Source organism: Caproiciproducens puteiluti (assembly GCF_052442865.1).
In the GTDB taxonomy this organism is placed as follows: Bacteria; Bacillota; Clostridia; order Oscillospirales; family Acutalibacteraceae; genus Caproiciproducens.
This window is the reverse complement of sequence record NZ_CP194790.1, coordinates 1,594,816-1,611,357: the sequence shown is the minus strand read 5'-3', so window position 1 is coordinate 1,611,357 and position 16,542 is coordinate 1,594,816. Positions and strand designations below refer to the sequence as shown.

General features: G+C 51.5%; 15 protein-coding genes and 1 tRNA gene. 4 read left to right on the top strand and 12 right to left on the bottom strand.

Translation table 11 applies throughout. The features are described 5' to 3' along the window. Position 1: 1 nt before the first annotated feature. The 6 genes from ACRQU7_RS07710 to ACRQU7_RS07685 all read right to left on the bottom strand — a co-directional run bounded on the left by ACRQU7_RS07710 (position 2) and on the right by ACRQU7_RS07685 (position 4,738). Positions 2 to 2,125 (bottom strand): site-specific DNA-methyltransferase, encoded by a 2,124-nt coding sequence (locus tag ACRQU7_RS07710; protein WP_444644953.1) that lies wholly within the window; start codon positions 2,123 to 2,125, stop codon positions 2 to 4. Continuing rightward, the gene (locus tag ACRQU7_RS07705) at positions 2,091 to 2,273 is read right to left on the bottom strand and encodes a DNA-binding protein (protein ID WP_444644951.1); all 183 of its coding nucleotides are present in this window, start codon (positions 2,271 to 2,273) and stop codon (positions 2,091 to 2,093) included. Before ACRQU7_RS07705 ends, ACRQU7_RS07710 begins: the two co-directional genes overlap by 35 nt. A 330-nt stretch (positions 2,274 to 2,603) precedes the next feature. Continuing rightward, positions 2,604 to 2,690 (bottom strand) — tRNA-Leu (locus tag ACRQU7_RS07700). 58 nt (positions 2,691 to 2,748) lie between these two features. Further along, positions 2,749 to 3,756, bottom strand: coding sequence for a M23 family metallopeptidase (locus tag ACRQU7_RS07695; protein WP_444645545.1), 1,008 nt, complete (start codon positions 3,754 to 3,756; stop codon positions 2,749 to 2,751). 71 nt (positions 3,757 to 3,827) lie between these two features. Beyond that, on the bottom strand, positions 3,828 to 4,007 hold the full coding sequence (locus tag ACRQU7_RS07690; protein WP_038323665.1) for a hypothetical protein: 180 nt from the start codon (positions 4,005 to 4,007) through the stop codon (positions 3,828 to 3,830). A gap of 53 nt (positions 4,008 to 4,060) precedes the next feature. Beyond that, positions 4,061 to 4,738 (bottom strand): sugar transferase, encoded by a 678-nt coding sequence (locus ACRQU7_RS07685; RefSeq protein ID WP_444644949.1) that lies wholly within the window; start codon positions 4,736 to 4,738, stop codon positions 4,061 to 4,063. Positions 4,739 to 4,962: 224 nt separating this feature from the next. Here ACRQU7_RS07685 and ACRQU7_RS07680 point away from each other — a divergent pair, with 224 nt between their 5' ends. Both ACRQU7_RS07680 and ACRQU7_RS07675 read left to right on the top strand, forming a co-directional pair. Continuing rightward, the gene (locus ACRQU7_RS07680) at positions 4,963 to 5,916 is read left to right on the top strand and encodes an ROK family protein (RefSeq protein ID WP_444644947.1); all 954 of its coding nucleotides are present in this window, start codon (positions 4,963 to 4,965) and stop codon (positions 5,914 to 5,916) included. A 37-nt stretch (positions 5,917 to 5,953) separates the two neighbouring features. Then, positions 5,954 to 7,012 (top strand): aldose epimerase family protein, encoded by a 1,059-nt coding sequence (locus ACRQU7_RS07675; RefSeq protein ID WP_444644945.1) that lies wholly within the window; start codon positions 5,954 to 5,956, stop codon positions 7,010 to 7,012. A 39-nt stretch (positions 7,013 to 7,051) separates the two neighbouring features. Here ACRQU7_RS07675 and ACRQU7_RS07670 read toward each other — a convergent pair whose 3' ends face one another. Next, on the bottom strand, positions 7,052 to 8,800 hold the full coding sequence (locus ACRQU7_RS07670; RefSeq protein ID WP_444644943.1) for an ABC transporter ATP-binding protein: 1,749 nt from the start codon (positions 8,798 to 8,800) through the stop codon (positions 7,052 to 7,054). Next, positions 8,797 to 10,533: an ABC transporter ATP-binding protein gene (locus ACRQU7_RS07665; RefSeq protein ID WP_444645543.1), complete on the bottom strand. Its 1,737-nt coding sequence runs from the start codon at positions 10,531 to 10,533 to the stop codon at positions 8,797 to 8,799. The genes ACRQU7_RS07670 and ACRQU7_RS07665 overlap by 4 nt, the downstream gene beginning before the upstream one ends. Positions 10,534 to 10,663: 130 nt before the next feature. On the opposite strand from ACRQU7_RS07665, the gene ACRQU7_RS07660 reads away from it, so the two are divergent. Then, positions 10,664 to 11,536 carry a LysR family transcriptional regulator gene (locus ACRQU7_RS07660; RefSeq protein ID WP_444644941.1) on the top strand — a complete coding sequence of 291 codons (873 nt, stop codon included), beginning with the start codon at positions 10,664 to 10,666 and terminating at the stop codon, positions 11,534 to 11,536. Between the two features lie 47 nt (positions 11,537 to 11,583). Here the strand turns inward: ACRQU7_RS07660 and ACRQU7_RS07655 are convergent, their stop codons facing one another. The 4 genes from ACRQU7_RS07655 to ACRQU7_RS07640 all read right to left on the bottom strand — a co-directional run bounded on the left by ACRQU7_RS07655 (position 11,584) and on the right by ACRQU7_RS07640 (position 15,601). Beyond that, entirely contained in the window at positions 11,584 to 12,240 is a 657-nt protein-coding gene (locus ACRQU7_RS07655) for a flavin reductase (RefSeq protein ID WP_038323659.1), read from the bottom strand. 97 nt (positions 12,241 to 12,337) lie between these two features. After that, entirely contained in the window at positions 12,338 to 13,609 is a 1,272-nt protein-coding gene (locus ACRQU7_RS07650; RefSeq protein WP_444644939.1) for a replication-associated recombination protein A, read from the bottom strand. 30 nt (positions 13,610 to 13,639) lie between these two features. Further along, complete coding sequence (gene glyA / locus ACRQU7_RS07645) at positions 13,640 to 14,893, bottom strand: serine hydroxymethyltransferase (protein ID WP_444644937.1); 1,254 nt, start codon at positions 14,891 to 14,893, stop codon at positions 13,640 to 13,642. A gap of 54 nt (positions 14,894 to 14,947) precedes the next feature. Then, positions 14,948 to 15,601, bottom strand: coding sequence for a TraX family protein (locus tag ACRQU7_RS07640; protein WP_444644935.1), 654 nt, complete (start codon positions 15,599 to 15,601; stop codon positions 14,948 to 14,950). Positions 15,602 to 15,845: 244 nt separating this feature from the next. Here ACRQU7_RS07640 and nth point away from each other — a divergent pair, with 244 nt between their 5' ends. After that, positions 15,846 to 16,499 carry an endonuclease III gene (gene nth, locus ACRQU7_RS07635; RefSeq protein WP_444644933.1) on the top strand — a complete coding sequence of 218 codons (654 nt, stop codon included), beginning with the start codon at positions 15,846 to 15,848 and terminating at the stop codon, positions 16,497 to 16,499. Positions 16,500 to 16,542: the final 43 nt, after the last annotated feature.

The following is a 16,542-nucleotide window of genomic DNA, read 5'->3' as shown; positions in this document are numbered from 1 at the left end:
ATCATTGCACCTCCTGTGTGGCAATGCTTTCAAAACCAAAGATATCGACAGCTTTTACGCATACCGTGCGCTTTCCTTGTTTTTTCGGTAACGTAAGTGTCGTTTGATTCAAAACCTTAAACGGGTCACTGTCTGTATCCTGATTTTCTCTATAATCTTGCCATACACTTACAAAGGTTTCTCCGTTATAATCGGGGTCAATGCTCCAATATTCAATTAGCGAAAGCGGATCATTTGCCATGGTTTCCTGTAGAGCCTGTTTGTATTTTTCCTCTAGTGGCAGAGCGTCTGGTGACAGAAGAATGTAATTATCGAGTATGATTGTGAGTTTCTCTGTGTCCTCTCCGTAATCAATCTTTTGTACTGGTTTAATTGTAAGATACTGTAGACTTGAAAAACGAATTTCACCGCTTTTGACTAGCTTTTCATATCCTGACTTTTTTGTCAGCTTCTCAAGTAAATCTGAAGGAATAACCTGCACTTCAATGCGATTATCTTTATTTTGCAATTCTTGCATTATACGTCCAATATCGAAGCTGAAATTCCAACCAAGCACAATGACTTTATCCCACCCACCAAGATAAGTTTCACGTAGTTCTTGAGCCTTTTTAATGCTGGAAGCACCCGTCAGTTTATTAGGAGAGTCGACGATAACAAGTGTTCTCCCACCTTTTATGTATCCAAGATTACGCGAAGGACACTGTTCCTTTGTAAATGGTATTGCTCCATAAAGGCCCAGAACTACAGTGGCCAAATCTCCCACACGTTTATAAATCTTATTGGAAGCAAATACTTCTTTCTGGTATTCACCCACCACCTGATAAAGATACGGTTTCGCATTCTGGTCAACAAGTCTTTTTCTCATAATCATACAGGCTGGCTTACCTAAATCTGACATAATCCAGCGTCTTCCGAGTTTTTCAGCAACTGCACCTGTTGTGCCAGAACCAGCAAAAAAATCTGCAACTATAGAATTTTCCTTTGAAGAAGCTTTGATGATACGTTCAAGTAGAGATTCAGGCTTTTGAGTGGAATAATTTAATATTTCTTTACCTGTTTTAGGAGGTAGGATATCATTCCAAATACTTTGCAACCTTCTGCCTTTTTGAACATACTCATCCATATATTGCTTCAAATATGGGGTCCCTGTAGAAGAATAGTACAGCATATTTCTACTTTCTAAATCGTCGATGTTTTCTTGAGAATAACTCCAATGTCTACCGGGTGGTGGCAATATTTCTTTACCCTTAAAAATTCTAGCTGGACCATCACCTGGTGCAGTAATAGGTCCAGCAAAAAATCTTCGACCCGTCTTTTTTTCGGTTAACGAAAACCGTGTGGAAATATGTTCATCAGTTAAGCTGATATATTCCATCTCAAAATAATAGTTCTTTGTTTTAGTATACCAAAAAATAGTATCATGTATATTACCATATTTACCCGCATCGTTGTGTGCACCCGTTCTTTGCCAAATAATTTCATTTTTAAAATTATCCTTATTAAAGATGTCATCAAGAATTACTTTTAGATAATGACCAATATGCCAATCGGAATGTACATAAATGCTACCGCTTGGCGAAAGTAAATCCTTCATTAGTGCCAACCTAGGATAAATCATTTTCAAATAGCTTATAGTCCCATCTTTCCATGTATCCGAATACGCTGCCTGCTCAATTGTTGATGGCTTTTGCTCTAGATTTCCATTTGGAAGCTTTATTTTTGTATGATAATCCGTTTTGCTATCAAAAGGTGGATCAATGTAGATCAAATCAATTTTGCCGCGCATGGAAGGAAGTCCACTTTCTTGATCACCAGCAAGCAGTGCCTGCATTGTTAAAAAGTTATCTCCATAAATCAGACGATTTGTCCATTCTTGCTGCTCCTGTGGGTATTGTATCACATTAAATAAGTCACCCTGTGCTTTTGATGGAACAACATATTCATTTGTTTGAAGTCCAAGTTTATAGGGACTTTCCAAACGCTCCATGATTTGCTCCACTTCTTTTTTTCCGTCTGCGACGATTTTAGGAAGCATTTCTATTAAAGATTCCGGCATATCATTTCCTCCACACTCAATTAAATCTGTCATACTATCCACGGTTTTTATATCTAAGTAATCTACCATCGGCAGGTTTTTCTGCATTTTTTGGTATAAGCCACAAATTTGCCATTTTTATAGCCCCTCCGATTCGTCCATTAACGCATAGAATCTGGACACGTCGCCTTGTAATATTCCACTTATCAGCAACTTCTTGTGCTGTAATATATTCCATTGTTTTACCACCTTGTACCAGTATACTGTTCAGTATATTCTACATGTCGAACAATTGCAAGAATATGTTTCCACTTTCCAATTATATCACCCGGTCGGTACCTTAAAAAGGACTTTGCACACGCTATAACAAAAAACGCACACCCCATCAGAGGTGTGCAAAAATCAGACAAAAAGATTGTGTTCGGCAGCGGAAAACAAATATCTCACCTGTAGGAGCAAACGCTGTTTTAGAATCAAAAGTGCAAAAAGCCCAGTAAAATAGCCATAAAAACAACGAAGCCACCTTTTTCAAGGCGGCTAACATTGTATCACTTTTTGAGTGATGATTTGGTGCTGGTGATCGGACTTGAACCGATACGGTGTTGCCACCGAGGGATTTTAAGTCCCTTGCGTCTGCCGATTCCGCCACACCAGCAATTTAACAGTTGCTATTATAGCATAGCGCAGCGGCAAAATCAAATAGAATTTTCCTTTTAATACTGAATTTGAATCTGATTTTTTCGGGAATATTCTTTTGTGGCGCTGTCACGCACCACTTCGGACTGATTTTGACGCAGCAGCTTGCACAGCTGATACACATCCACCCAGATTTCGTTGACGCTTTCCTTCTGACTCTCGTCGAAAATCAGCTGAAGACCAAAGTGCAGATGGCTCACCTTAATATTATTGACATTTTCCTTCGTACTATAACCCGTATGGCCCACATATCCGATGACGTCGCCGGCGGTCACCGTCTGGCCGACTGCAAGGTTGGCGGCGTAAGGACGGTTCTGCCTTAAATGTGCATAATAATAATAGCGCTGTTTGTCAAAGCTGCGGATCCCGATGCGCCAGCCGCCGTACTGGTTCCAGCCCAGCGCCTCCACAATACCGGATTCCACCGCGATGATGGGCGTACCGGTCGCAGCCATCATATCGTGACCGAGGTGCTGCCGCTTGTATCCGTAAGTCCTGGATGCGCCGAAGTCGTCGTATTCCTCATACGGAAAGGTTTTGGCAATCGGTGAAAATCCGATCAGGCCGTATTTTTCCTCCCCGCTGCCGTCGGTATAGGTGCCGAGAAGTCCGCCCAGAACCGCCGTGTACGCCTTAGAATAGTAGGTATAATATTTCATGTCCTTTGTCAGGTCCGCCATGCTCTGCGTTTCCAGCTTCGACATCAGAACGTCCAGATCATTGCTCTTATAGTGTGAAAAATTTCCGCCGTACTTCGCGGCAAGATAGGCAAGCAGTTCGATCCAGCTTACCTTCTTCTCCTCTTTCTGAGAGGCGATATCCAGATTCATTGCTTTTTTGAGCGCAAGATACGGCACGTTGAACTCAACGTACTTTATGTAATCACCGGAGGAAGACGATGCCGAGCTCTCCATCTGCGCATCCGCGGGCATACTTTCTCCGTAACGGCCTGAAGCGGCGGCAATTCCTGCCGCCGCCGCAAGGACAAGGATAAAAGCAATCAGCCTTTTTCTCTTCATAATCATACGATTCAACAAGCAATCACCTACTGTCTATCCATTATTATGAAGGAAGGGCTGAAAATATTGCAAAAAATTCAAAGGTCATCCGCGTCCTGATCCGGTTTTTCACCGTCTCTGGCCGTGCCGGTATAACTGCCCAGCACATCGGTCGGAATCTCGCTTTTGCTCATATTGGGAAGCGTAGCCGCCATTTTGTCTACATCCGTATATTCTTTATTTTCTTTTTTCCTGTTCTTCCGCCAATTCTCAAACATAAAAAATCACCTCATGCTTATTATAAACAAGCAGAGGTGAAATATGAATCCGCCTATTTCAGCACCGCGCCGACGGTCCGAAACATGATCTTGATGTCGTTCAGCAGGGAAATATTTTTCATGTATTCCAGATTATATGCCATTTTAGGCGGTAAAATCTGTTCCACATACACTTTTTCCGGGTCTTCGGCCGCATTGAGCAGGCTGTCCTCATCCTTGAACGCAATGCTCGAGGTAGCGGTAATGCCGGGCCGGATCAGCAGCGTCGCCATATATTCCGGGGCATAGACATCCACATATTTGCGGACCTCCGGCCGGGGACCGACAAGGCTCATGCTTCCGCCAAGGACATTTAAAAGCTGTGAAAACTCATCGAGCCGCAATTTCCGGATGAACCTTCCGACTTTTGTCACGCGCGGGTCATCGCCCACCGTCAGCGGAGGCCCAATTTTATCGGCATCCTGTACCATTGTTCTGAACTTGAAAATTTTAAAGTCCTGATTGTAGCGTCCGACGCGAACCTGCCTGTAAAACACCGGTCCTCTGGAGTCGATTTTGACGGCCAGCGCCAAAAGAAGAAAAAACGGCGAACAAACCGCAAGGATCAGCAGCGATACCACGATATCAAACGCACGCTTCGCGCCGAGCGAAAACCTGCGCCTGTTCAGCAGAGTGAGATATTCCTTCGTATATTTGTTTCTCATTCCCTTGGGGAGTGCTTTAAAATCCACGGCATGATCTCCATTCCAAATTTTGTATCTTTCATATTATAGCACAAGTTTTCGCTTCATAACAATTTTTTGTATTGCAGAGCACAATATGTTTACAATTCCCATGCGATAATGCTATACTATTCACATATTACAGCAGATTAACGAACGGCGGGCGCCTGAAAGAACCGCGCTTTTGTTGGGAAATTGCTGTACTTTGAAATAACGGACGAAGGGGATAAAAAATGTATTATCTGGGAATTGACCTTGGGGGAACCAACATTAAGGTTGGCGTCGTCGACGAAAACAGCCAAATCATTGCCACGGCGAAAAGAAAGACCGTCGTACCCTGCCCTCCTGACGATATGTGCGAGCAGCTTGCTTCCACCGCAATGGAAGCGCTGCGCAATGCAAACCTCACCCTGGACGACGTCCCGTGGGTGGGCGTCGGCACCCCCGGCACCGTCAACACGGACACCGGTGTGGTGGAATTTTCCAACAACCTGTATTTTAACCATTTCGAGCTCAGAAAATTTCTGGGAGCAAAAATGAATAAAAAAGTCATCGTGGAAAACGACGCGAACGCGGCGGCCTACGGCGAATATCAGGCCGGCGCGCTCAAGGGCGCGAAAAACGCAATGGCGATCACGCTCGGTACCGGAGTGGGCAGCGGCATCATCATCGACGGTAAAATTTATTCCGGCTCCAATTACGGCGCGGGAGAAATGGGACATACCGTGATTGTCTTTCAGGGAAGGCACTGCACCTGCGGCCGCGACGGCTGCTGGGAAATGTACGCTTCCGCCACCGGACTGATCCGCTCCACCAAAGAGGCGATGGAAAAATCCGCCGACCGCAGCAGTCCTATCTGGAAGCTGGCGGACGGCGATCTGAACAATGTGGACGGGCGTACCGCCTTTGACGCAATGCGCGCGGGCGACCCGATCGGAGTAGCCGTTGTGGACGAATACATCGAATACCTGGGCTGCGGGCTGGCCAACTGCATCAACGCATTCCAGCCGGACATCCTCTGCATCGGCGGCGGCATCTGCAACGAGGGAGAAACCCTTTTGAAGCCGCTGCGCGAATATGTCGCCAAGGAAGCCTATTCCCTCAGCTCGCAGGGAGAGACAAAGATTTGCAGGGCGCTGCTGGGAAACGATGCGGGAATTATCGGCGCGGCACTGCTGGGCAAGTAATTCCTCATCACCAAATATGACAGAAGAAGGCTGAACGATGAGCATTGAAAAATCTGTATTTGGGAAACTGCCGGACGGCACCGTAATCGACAGCTATACCCTGCGCAATAAAAGCGGGATGACCGCGCAGGTGATCACCTACGGCTGCCGCATTGTCAGGCTGCTGACCGCCGACAAAAAGGGCAATTTCGGGGACGTGGTCCTGGGACACGACACGCTGGACGAATACCTTGAAAAAAGCGACGTTTTCGGGGCCGTCGTCGGACGCTACGCCAACCGGATCGGCGGGGCGGAATTTGAAATCGGCGAAAAAAAGTACGCGCTTGCGGCAAACGATGGAAAAAATTCTCTGCACAGCGCCCCGGGCGGGTTTCAGGACCGGGTCTGGCGGCTGAAATGCAGCGACAATGACGACGATGCGCCGTCCGTCACCTTTGCTTACCTCAGCGAAGACGGGGAATGCGGATTTCCCGGGAACCTGAACGTAACCGTTCAGTACACCCTCAGCACGGACAACGCGCTGATCATCGATTACGGCGCGCAGACCGACCGCGAAACGCCGGTCAACCTTACCAACCATTCTTACTTCAACATCAGCGGGGACGTGGGAAACAGCATTCTTTCACAGGAGCTGCAGATCAACGCGGACGCAATTACCGCGGTCGGAACCGACCTGATCCCTACCGGCGGGCTGACCCCGGTAGCCAGTACGCCGTATGATTTCAATAAGCCCAAAACCATCGGACAGGACATCCGGGCAAACGACAGCCTCTTGAAAAGCTGCGGAGGCTACGACCATAATTTCGTGATTAAAGGCGCGGACGGCATGAAAAAAGCCGCGGAGCTGTACGACCAGCTGAGCGGCAGGGCGATGCTGGTCTTTACCGATATGCCCGGGATACAGATTTACACCGCGAACAGCTTTGCCCCCGGCGCAGCCGGCAAGGCGGGAATGAAGCATCTGGCGCACCATGCGGTCTGCCTGGAAACACAGTTTTTCCCCGACTCGGTCCATCACCCGGAATTCCCGTTCCAGAATCTGAAACCGGGCGAGAAATACAAGCACACGACCATTTATAAATTTACGGTAAGATAACAGGAACCCCGGCTTTGCCGGGGTTCCTGTTTATTTCCGCTAATCCGCGACCGCGAACTGGCTGTTGTAAAGATTCGCGTAAAAGCCCTGCTTTTGCAGAAGCTGTTCATGTGTTCCCTGCTCGATAATGCTTCCCTTGTTCATCACCAGAATCAGGTCCGCCTCCTTAATGGTGGAAAGGCGGTGGGCCACGATAAAGCTGGTTCTCCCCTTCATCATTTCGGTAAACGCCTTTTGAATACGGATCTCCGTTCTGGTATCGATGGAACTGGTCGCCTCGTCCAGAATCAGAATCGGCGGGTCGACCAGCATTACCCGGGCAATACAAAGCAGCTGCCGCTGTCCCTGCGAAATATTGCCGCCGTCCTCCGAAATCAGGGTGTCGTACCCATTCGGCAGGCGCATGATGAACGAGTGGGCGTGCGCCGCCTTTGCCGCGGCGATGATCTGTTCCTCCGTCACATGTTCGCTTCCGTACGAGATATTGTCGCGCACCGTTCCGGAAAAAAGCCAGGTCTCCTGCAGGACCATTCCGAACATTTTCCGAAGGCTGTCGCGGGTGACATTCTTCACATCGGTCCCGTCAATTTTTATGGTGCCGCTGTCCGCGTCATAGAAGCGCATCAGCAGATTGATAATGGTGGTCTTTCCGCACCCGGTCGGACCCACAATCGCAATCCGCTCGCCCTTTCTCGCTTTCAGGTTCATGTCCTGAATCAGCTTGGCTTCCGGACGGTAAGAGAAATACACATGCTCCACGTCCACATTCCCCTCGCTGTCCGTCAGAGCCAGCGCGCCGGGAGCGTCGGATGTTTCCTCCTCCTCGTCCAGCAGCCGGAAAAGGCGGTCGGCAGAGGCGAACGCCGTCTGAATCTGGGTGATGACCGCGGTCACTTCATTAAACGGCTTGGTATACTGGTTGGCATAGGCCAGAAACGAGGTGATCTGTCCGATCGTCAGCGGGCCGGGGCGGCCCGTAATCGCGCAGAGCGACCCGATTGCCGCGACCGCGGTGTACACAACACCGTTGACAAACCGGGTACTGGGGTTGGAAAGGGAGGAATAAAACTGCGCTTTCACCCCGCAGTTGTAGAGCCGCTGGTTAATCTCGTTGAATTCTTCTTCCGAACGGCTTTCATAGAGGAACGTCTTTACGATTTTCTGGCCGCTGATCATTTCCTCCACATAACCGCTGAGCTCGCCCTGGGTCGCCTGCTGTTCGATAAACTGCCGGTGGGAAATCCGGGCGATAAAGCCCGCCACAAACAGCGAAAGAGGCGTAACCAGCACAACCACCACCGTAATGACAGGGCTGATGGTCAGCATAAAAACCAGCGTTCCCAGAATGGTCACGACGCCGGTAAAAAGCTGGGTAAGCCCCTGCAGCAGGCCATCAGCGACCTGATCGACATCGTTGACGACACGGCTGATGATATCGCCGTGCGCGTGGCCGTCAATGTATCGGAGCGGCAGACGGTTGATCTTCTGATAAGCCTGTGCGCGCAGGTCGCGCACCGTATAATAGGTGATTTTATTCGTACAGTACGCCATTACCCATTGAAACACCGCGCTGACCACAATGGTTCCCGCAAGCATAACGAGAATAGGAATCATGTCCCTGTGGCCGACGTTGGAAGGCCCGATGATGTGATCGACCGCTTGGCCGATCAGGATCGGCCCGTAGAGGGTGAGCGAAATATGAATCAGCGCGCTGACGAGCGCACCGGCCAAAAAGCCGGAATACGGTTTCGCGTAGCGGAACAGCCGCTTTAGTGTGGAACCTTTCATTTTTTGCTCACCTCGTCCCTGCTGAGCTGCGACAGGCAGATTTCCTGATAGACCTGGCAGCTTTCCATCAACTGTTCGTGCGTGCCGATTCCGGCGACCTCGCCGTCGTCCAGCACGATGATTTTATCCGCGCGCCGGATGGTGCTGGCGCGCTGGGAAACCATCAGCACGGTTATGCCGGAGGTTTCCCTTTGAATCGATTTTCTTAACGCCGCGTCCGTCGCGAAGTCCAGCGCACTGGCGCTGTCGTCCAGGATCAGAATCCGCGGGCTTCCGACCAGCGCGCGGGCAATCGTCAGCCTTTGCTTCTGGCCTCCCGAAAAATTCTTGCCGCCCTGATTGACCGGGCTTTGGATTCCCTGCGGCAGAGCGGACACAAATTCATACGCCTGCGCGATCTTCAGCGCCTTTTCCATTTCTTCCTGTGCCGCGTCGCGGTATCCGAAGCGCAGGTTGCTCTCAATGGTGCCGGAAAACAGAACGGCCTCCTGCGGCACCATGCCGATCTGGCCGCGCAGGGCGGAAAACGGATACTCGCGCACATTGACCCCGTCGATCAGGATTTCCCCCAACGATACGTCGTAAAAACGGGGAATCAGATTGACCAGCGTGCTCTTTCCGGAGCCGGTGCCGCCGATAATGCCGACGGTTTCCCCGGGCATAATCGAAAAGTCGAGATTCTTCACCGCGTATTTGTCCGGCCCGTCGTAGGAAAAGCTCACATTTTCAAACTGAATTTTCGGCGTATCGGGCACAGGGGCGACCGACGCCCCGGCGGGATCCGGAACAGAGGAAACGGTGTCAAACACTTCGTTTACACGCGAAGCGGAAGCGGAGGCTTTTGTAAAGGTCACCACCAGATTGGCCACGACGATCATTGCCAGCAGGGTCTGCGACATGTAGTTTACAAACGCGATGACCTCCCCCTGCGTCATCGCGCCGGAATCGACCCGCCAGCCGCCGAACCATACGATGGCGATCACCGCGAAGTTCATGATCGTATAAGTAAGGGGGTTCAGCAGTGCGGAAAGCTTGCCGACCCGGATGGCGGTCGCCGTCTGGTCGTCCGCCGCCGCATTGAAACGCTCCTCCTCGCTCTTCTGCTTGGAAAACGCGCGGATAACCCTCACGCCGCTCAGCCCCTCGCGGGTGATAAGGGAAATCGTGTCCAGCTTTTTCTGCATGACCCGGAAGAACGGCACGGAACGCGTCATAATGATATAAAGGACAAGGGCGATCAGCGGAGTCGCGATCAAAAACACGACGGAAAGCGGAAAATCCACCAGAATCGCCATAATGATCGCGCCCACCGCGAGAAACGGTGCGCGGATGACGAGGCGGATCAGCATCGCGACCGCGTACTGAAGCTGGTTGATATCGTTCGTCATGCGGGTGATGAGGGACGGAGTCCCGAAACGGTCGATTTCCGAATGGGAAAACGTGTTGATATGTTTGTAAAGCTCGCTGCGCACCACGGTTCCGAAGCCCTGTGACGCGATGGAAGCAAGCTTCTGGCAGATCAGCGCGGAACACAGGCCGGTCACGCCGAGCAGGAGCATGATTCCGCCCATGCGCCAGACATAGCCGACGTTGCCGGTCCGCACGCCGTTGTCGATCATCTTTGCCGTGATAATCGGCACAATCAATTCAAAGATTGCCTCGATCAGCTTAAAAATCGGCCCGACAATGACCTGCTTTCGGTATTTTTTCAAGTATTTCGCGAGCTTCAGCATTTTTTGAATCATTCCTCTGTTCTATCTTGTGAATTTCGTGTATTATTATAGCATATTGATACCCATATGAATAATATTGATTTTGTCTATTTCCCATACTGATTTCATATAGATTCCGGAGGAAAAAAGGATGGATTTAAAACGTCTTGAATATTTCGTGGCAATCTGTGAGGAAGGCAGTATCAGCGCGGCCGCGAAAAAGCTGCATATCTCCCAGCCGCCGCTGAGCCATCAGCTTCAGCTTCTGGAAACGGAGCTGGGCGTCAAGCTGGTGGAGCGCGGTGCACGGCACGTCACGCTGACGGACGCTGGAGTTATTCTTTACAAGCGCGCGGGCAATATTCTGGAGCTGGCCGACGCCGCAGCGCGCGAGCTGGGCGAGTACGGGGAAAAGATGAAGGGGACTTTGCGGCTGGGTGTCACTTCCTCTTCCTTTCTCCCCCTGCTTGACCCGCGGATCACGGAATACGCCAAGCTGTATCCGGAAGTGAATTTTGAGCTTCACGAGGGGAACACCTTTCAGATGATAGAGCTTCTGGGGGGCGGCGTCATTGAAATCGCGGTCATCCGCACCCCGTTTCACGCGGAAAACACATCGTGGTACAGCCTGGAAAAAGAGCCGATGATCGCGGTCGGCGATCGAAAATATTTCAGCAGTGCACAAGACAGCCGGATTTCCCTTGAAGCCCTGAAAGGCAAACCGCTGATTATTTACCGGCGCTATGAAAAACTGATTGTATCGGCCTGTAAGGCGGCCGGATTCCAGCCGGATATTTTCTGCCTGAACGACGACTCCCGCACAACCCTGATGTGGGCGAACGCGGGATTGGGCATCGCCGTCGTCCCTTATTCGATGGAGTCGTTTTACCGCAGTCCCGCCTGCCCGTGCAAAATCATCGACAGCCCCGTGATGGAGACCCAGATTACGGCGACCTGGCGAAACGACCGTGTGCTTTCCGCCGCGGCCAAAAGCTTTCTGACCGTATTTAAAAAGCAGCGGTAATAAAAAGAACCCATCCGGAAACCGGACAGGTTCTGAGAAAGCTTTTGTTATTTTCTTCTGAACGCCGACTTCGGCGCGCCGCAGATGGGACAGACCCAATCGTCCGGCAGCTCCTCGAAGGAAATGTCCGGATCGTTGTATACGTAACCGCAGACGGTACAGATCCAGCTTTCCCCGTCGTTATTGTCGTCAGCCGGCTGCTCCTTCTGATAGGTCGGCGCGTTTTTCGGCGCCTTGCCCTTAATCACCTTGTGGTAATAATCGTAGGTCATCGGCACGCCCCTGGACTCGTCGCTGCCGGCGACCACTTCCGCGACAAAAATCGTGTGGGTCGGCGACTCCGCGCTGCTTACCACACGGCAGAGAAGCCAGCAGCAGATATTTTCCTTGATGACTGGCACGCCCTCCGCCAGAATTTTATGATGAACGTTGTTCAGCTTATCCGTATCGCGGCCGGAATTGAAGCCCAGCGCGCCGATGACGGCGCCGGAAGTATCCTCCGATAAAACGCATACGGTAAAAAGCCCGCTTTTGACGATACAGTCATGGCTGTAATTGTCGTGGTTCATACTGACGGCAATCATGTTCGGTGTGTTACACACCTGAATGACCGTATTGACAATGCAGGCGGAGGCCTTTTTTTCGTCCTTTACGCCGATGGCGTACATTCCGTATGTTAAATTAAAGAGAACCTCATTTTTCATATTGATACGCCCCCCGTTTCCTTTGTCTCAATCATATCACTCTCATGCGGCCGATACAAGCGCAAACTCCTGAATTCAGACACAATTCACACAATTTTCAGGTATTATTCCCCTTTATTTTACTCCAATACTGCAGGAAAGCCTGCTCCGTTTTATTTTGTCCGTACTCATAATAATGAACGTCCTTCAACTCGTCGGGCAGGTATTGCTGGGCAACCCATTTGTTCGGATAATCGTGGGGATATTGATAGAACTGCCCCTTGTGCGAGTTGTCCTCCCCATCATAATGTTTATTCTGGAGCTGGCGGGGAATATTCCCGATTCTGCCTTTTTCTATGTCGGTAATGGCGGCGTCGACGGCGCAATAGGCAGAATTGGACTTCGGCGCGCTGCACACAAGGATGACCGCGTCCGCAAGCGGGATCCTCGCTTCCGGCAGCCCGACCTGGATCGCGGCGTCCACCGCGGCTTTGACGATCGGGATAATCTGCGGGTAGGCCAATCCGACGTCCTCGCAGGCGCAGACCATCAGCCTCCGGCAAATGGACGGCAGGTCGCCCGCCACAATCAGGCGCGCCAGATAGTGGACGGCGGCGTCCGGGTCGGAGCCGCGCATGGACTTCTGGAACGCGGAAAGGATATCGTAGTGCTCGTCCCCCGCGCGGTCATACCGGAGCGCGCTGCGCTGGGTAAGCTCTTTGGCAAGCGGAAGCGACACACGGCAGACGCCGTCCTTTTCTTCGCCGGAAAGCACGCAGAGCTCCACCGCGTTCATCGCCTTGCGCACATCCCCGCCGCAGGCGGAGGAAATGTACTCTTCCGCTTCCTGCTCAACGGAGATGGGCCTCCCCTGCTCCTGTTCCATAAAAGCAAACGCACGCCGGACAGCCGGGAGCACGTCCTCTTTTTCCACCGGCTTGAATTCAAACACCGTCGACCGGCTGAGAATGGCGTTGTATACATAGAAATACGGATTTTCCGTCGTAGAGGCAATCAGGGTGATCTGTCCGTTTTCTATGAATTCCAGCAGCGTCTGCTGCTGCTTTTTATTAAAATACTGAATCTCGTCAAGGTAAAGCAGAATCCCATTCGGGGCGGCCAGCGTGTCAAGCTGTTCGACCACCCCGCGGATATCCGCCGTGGAAGCGGTCGTACCGTTCAGCTTGTAAAGGGCCCGTTTCGTCTGCTTTGCAATAATGGAGGCGAGCGTGGTCTTCCCGATGCCCGACGGCCCGTAAAAGATCATATTGGGGATTTCCCCCGAATCGATTATCCGGCGAAGGGCCTTGCCCTCCCCCAGAAGATGGCGCTGGCCGACAAGGTCGTCCAGCTTCTGCGGGCGCAGCCGGTCCGCCAAAGGCGCTGCCATATTGTAACCACCCCACCTGACTTCAATAAATTATTCGTACAGCGGATACCGGTCGCAGATTTCCGTGACCATCCCGCGGATTTTGTCCTCGCTTGCTTCAAAATCATGGATCGCAAGGCTGATGCATTCGGCGATGATGTCCATATCCCCGGTGTTCAGCCCGCGTGTCGTAATCGCCGGCGTGCCCAGACGCACGCCGCTGGTAACGAACGGGCTGCGCTGCTCGTTCGGCACCGTGTTTTTGTTGGCCGTGATGTACACGGAATCAAGGCGGTGCTCCAGCTCTTTGCCGGTCAGCTCCAGGCCGCTCAGGTCCACCAGCATCAGGTGGTTGTCGGTTCCGCCGCTGACCAGCTTCACGCCGCGTTTCAGCAAGCCGTCCGCAAGAGCGGCGGCGTTTTCCACGATTCTGCGGCCGTAGTCCTGAAACTCCGGCTTGAGCGCTTCGCCCAGACAGACCGCCTTGCCGGCGATCACATGCATCAGCGGGCCGCCCTGCGTTCCGGGGAAAATTGCCTTGTCTATTGCCTTCGCGTACTCCTCGCGGCACAGAATCAATCCGCCGCGCGGGCCGCGCAGGGTCTTGTGAGTCGTTGTGGTGACGATATCCGCCCACTCCACCGGGCTCGGATGCATGCCCGCGGCGACAAGGCCCGCAATGTGCGCCATGTCCACCATCAGATACGCCCCGCAGGCGTCGCAGATTTCGCGGAAGCGCCTGAAGTCGATGGTGCGCGGGTACGCACTCGCACCGGCCACAATCATTTTGGGCTTTTCTTTGACAGCCGTTTCATAGAGCTTGTCGTAATCGATCCGTCCTGTTTCGGAATTAACGCCGTAAGGAATGAAGTGAAAATATTTTCCGGAAATGTTGACCGGAGAACCGTGAGTCAGATGGCCGCCTTCGGCAAGGCTCATGCCCATGATGGTGTCTCCCGGGTTCAGCAGCGCGTAATAGACGGCAATGTTCGCCTGAGCGCCGGAATGGGGCTGCACATTGGCATATTCCGCATGAAAAAGCTCGCAGGCGCGGTCGCGCGCAAGGTTTTCCACGACGTCGACATACTGGCATCCGCCGTAATACCTTTTCGCGGGATAGCCTTCGGCATATTTATTCGTCAAAATGCTGCCCATTGCGGCCATTACCGCAGGTGAAACAAGATTTTCAGAAGCAATCATTTCAAGATTGCGCTGCTGGCGCTTCAATTCCTCTTTCATCGCCGCGCCGACTGCGGGGTCTGCCTGAGAAACAAAGCCGATGGAGTCCATCATATCACTGTACATTTTCTTCATTCCCTTTCCCAGAGTATTTTATTGTTCATTATACACTTTCGTGTGTTAAAACGCAACCTTATGCACTAAATACAGTATCAGCAGGTGCACCGGGTAAAAAGCATAAAAGAAATATTTCCAGTTCCATTTTCCCCTTTTACCGTTGTAAGCGAGAATCGGAAACCCCGCCAGCGCGGCATAGAGTTTGATCGTACCGGTCAGCAGGCTGTAGCCGGTATTGAAAACGGTAAAAATCAGCATGCCCCTCGTGCTGTAGTTTTTAAAGCAGTAGAAGATGATAACCAGGACCACACCGAACCATCCGTAATCCGTATGCAGCACTTCGGCAAGCAGCGCGCAGGCGACGGCAAGGAGCACCGCCGGGGCCGGCCGGGCGATGAGATAAGTGTGAAGGATCGCAATTGCCGCGAGGCCAAGAAAAAGCGTAAAAAATACATTCTGGCTCTGCGGGTAATACACCGTTCCGTGAAACGCCAGATCGTACGGAACTTCGGAAATCAGCGAAAAGAAAAAAAGACGCGTCAGATAGCTCTTAATACTGGAGGTGTAAAGGAGTCCCTCCGAGATAAAAAAGCAGAAAAGCGGAAAGGAAAGCCGCCCGATGATGCGGAAAAGCGGAACGGACGGGAAAAAGATTGCGCCGACGTGATCGATCAGCATGGTAATCACTGCCAGCATTTTCAGCTGCGACCTGCTCATATTCTCTCCGCCTTCCCATATTACAGCATTTCCAGTTGATTCTGCAGCAAGGCTGCGTTCCTCCCCCGCCTTTGGCGGGGGAGGAACGTGTTTTGTCTTGCAAACTGAATGGAATTGCTATAAGATTCATTTATAACATGATATTTGATAATCCTGTCCTTGTCAACTTGTACTTTTGCGATATTTCCTATAAAATAAAAGAGGATCAGGCATCGTGACGATCACGAAACAGGAGGGATTCACTATGACAAAAAAACAGCGTGCCGCTTTGGCGGTGGAAGCACTAAAAAAAGAGTATCCGGGGGCGGTCTGCTCCCTGACCTATACCAACCCGCTGCAGCTTTTGATCGCGACCCGGCTGTCCGCACAGTGTACCGACGCGCGGGTCAACCTTGTAACCCCCGCGCTGTTTGCGCGCTTCCCGACCCTTCAGGCCTTTACGGAAGGCACCGTGGAGGAAATCGAGGAGCTGATTCATTCCTGCGGGCTTTATAAGACAAAGGCGCGCGACATCTTCGCCATGTGCCGGATGCTGAAAGAGGAATACAACGGCGTGGTGCCTGACAGCATCGAGGAGCTCACCCGCCTGCCGGGCGTGGGCAGAAAAACCGCCAATTTGGTCGTCGGGGACATTTATCACAAACCCGCCGTGGTTACCGATACGCACTGTATCCGCATCTGCGGAAAAATCGGCCTCAGCGAAGGCAAAGAGCCCTTCAAGGTGGAAAAGCAGCTGCGCGCCATCCTTCCGCTGGAGGAATCCAACGATTTCTGCCACCGGCTCGTCCTGCACGGCCGTGCGGTCTGCACCGCGCGCAGTCCGAAATGCGAGCTGTGCTGTATGAAGGAATTCTGTAAATATGCCCTCTCCATGGAAAAAACGCCCTCTAAAAAATAGTTTCAGGGAAGTATTGAACGAAGACCGCAAAAACTATATAATA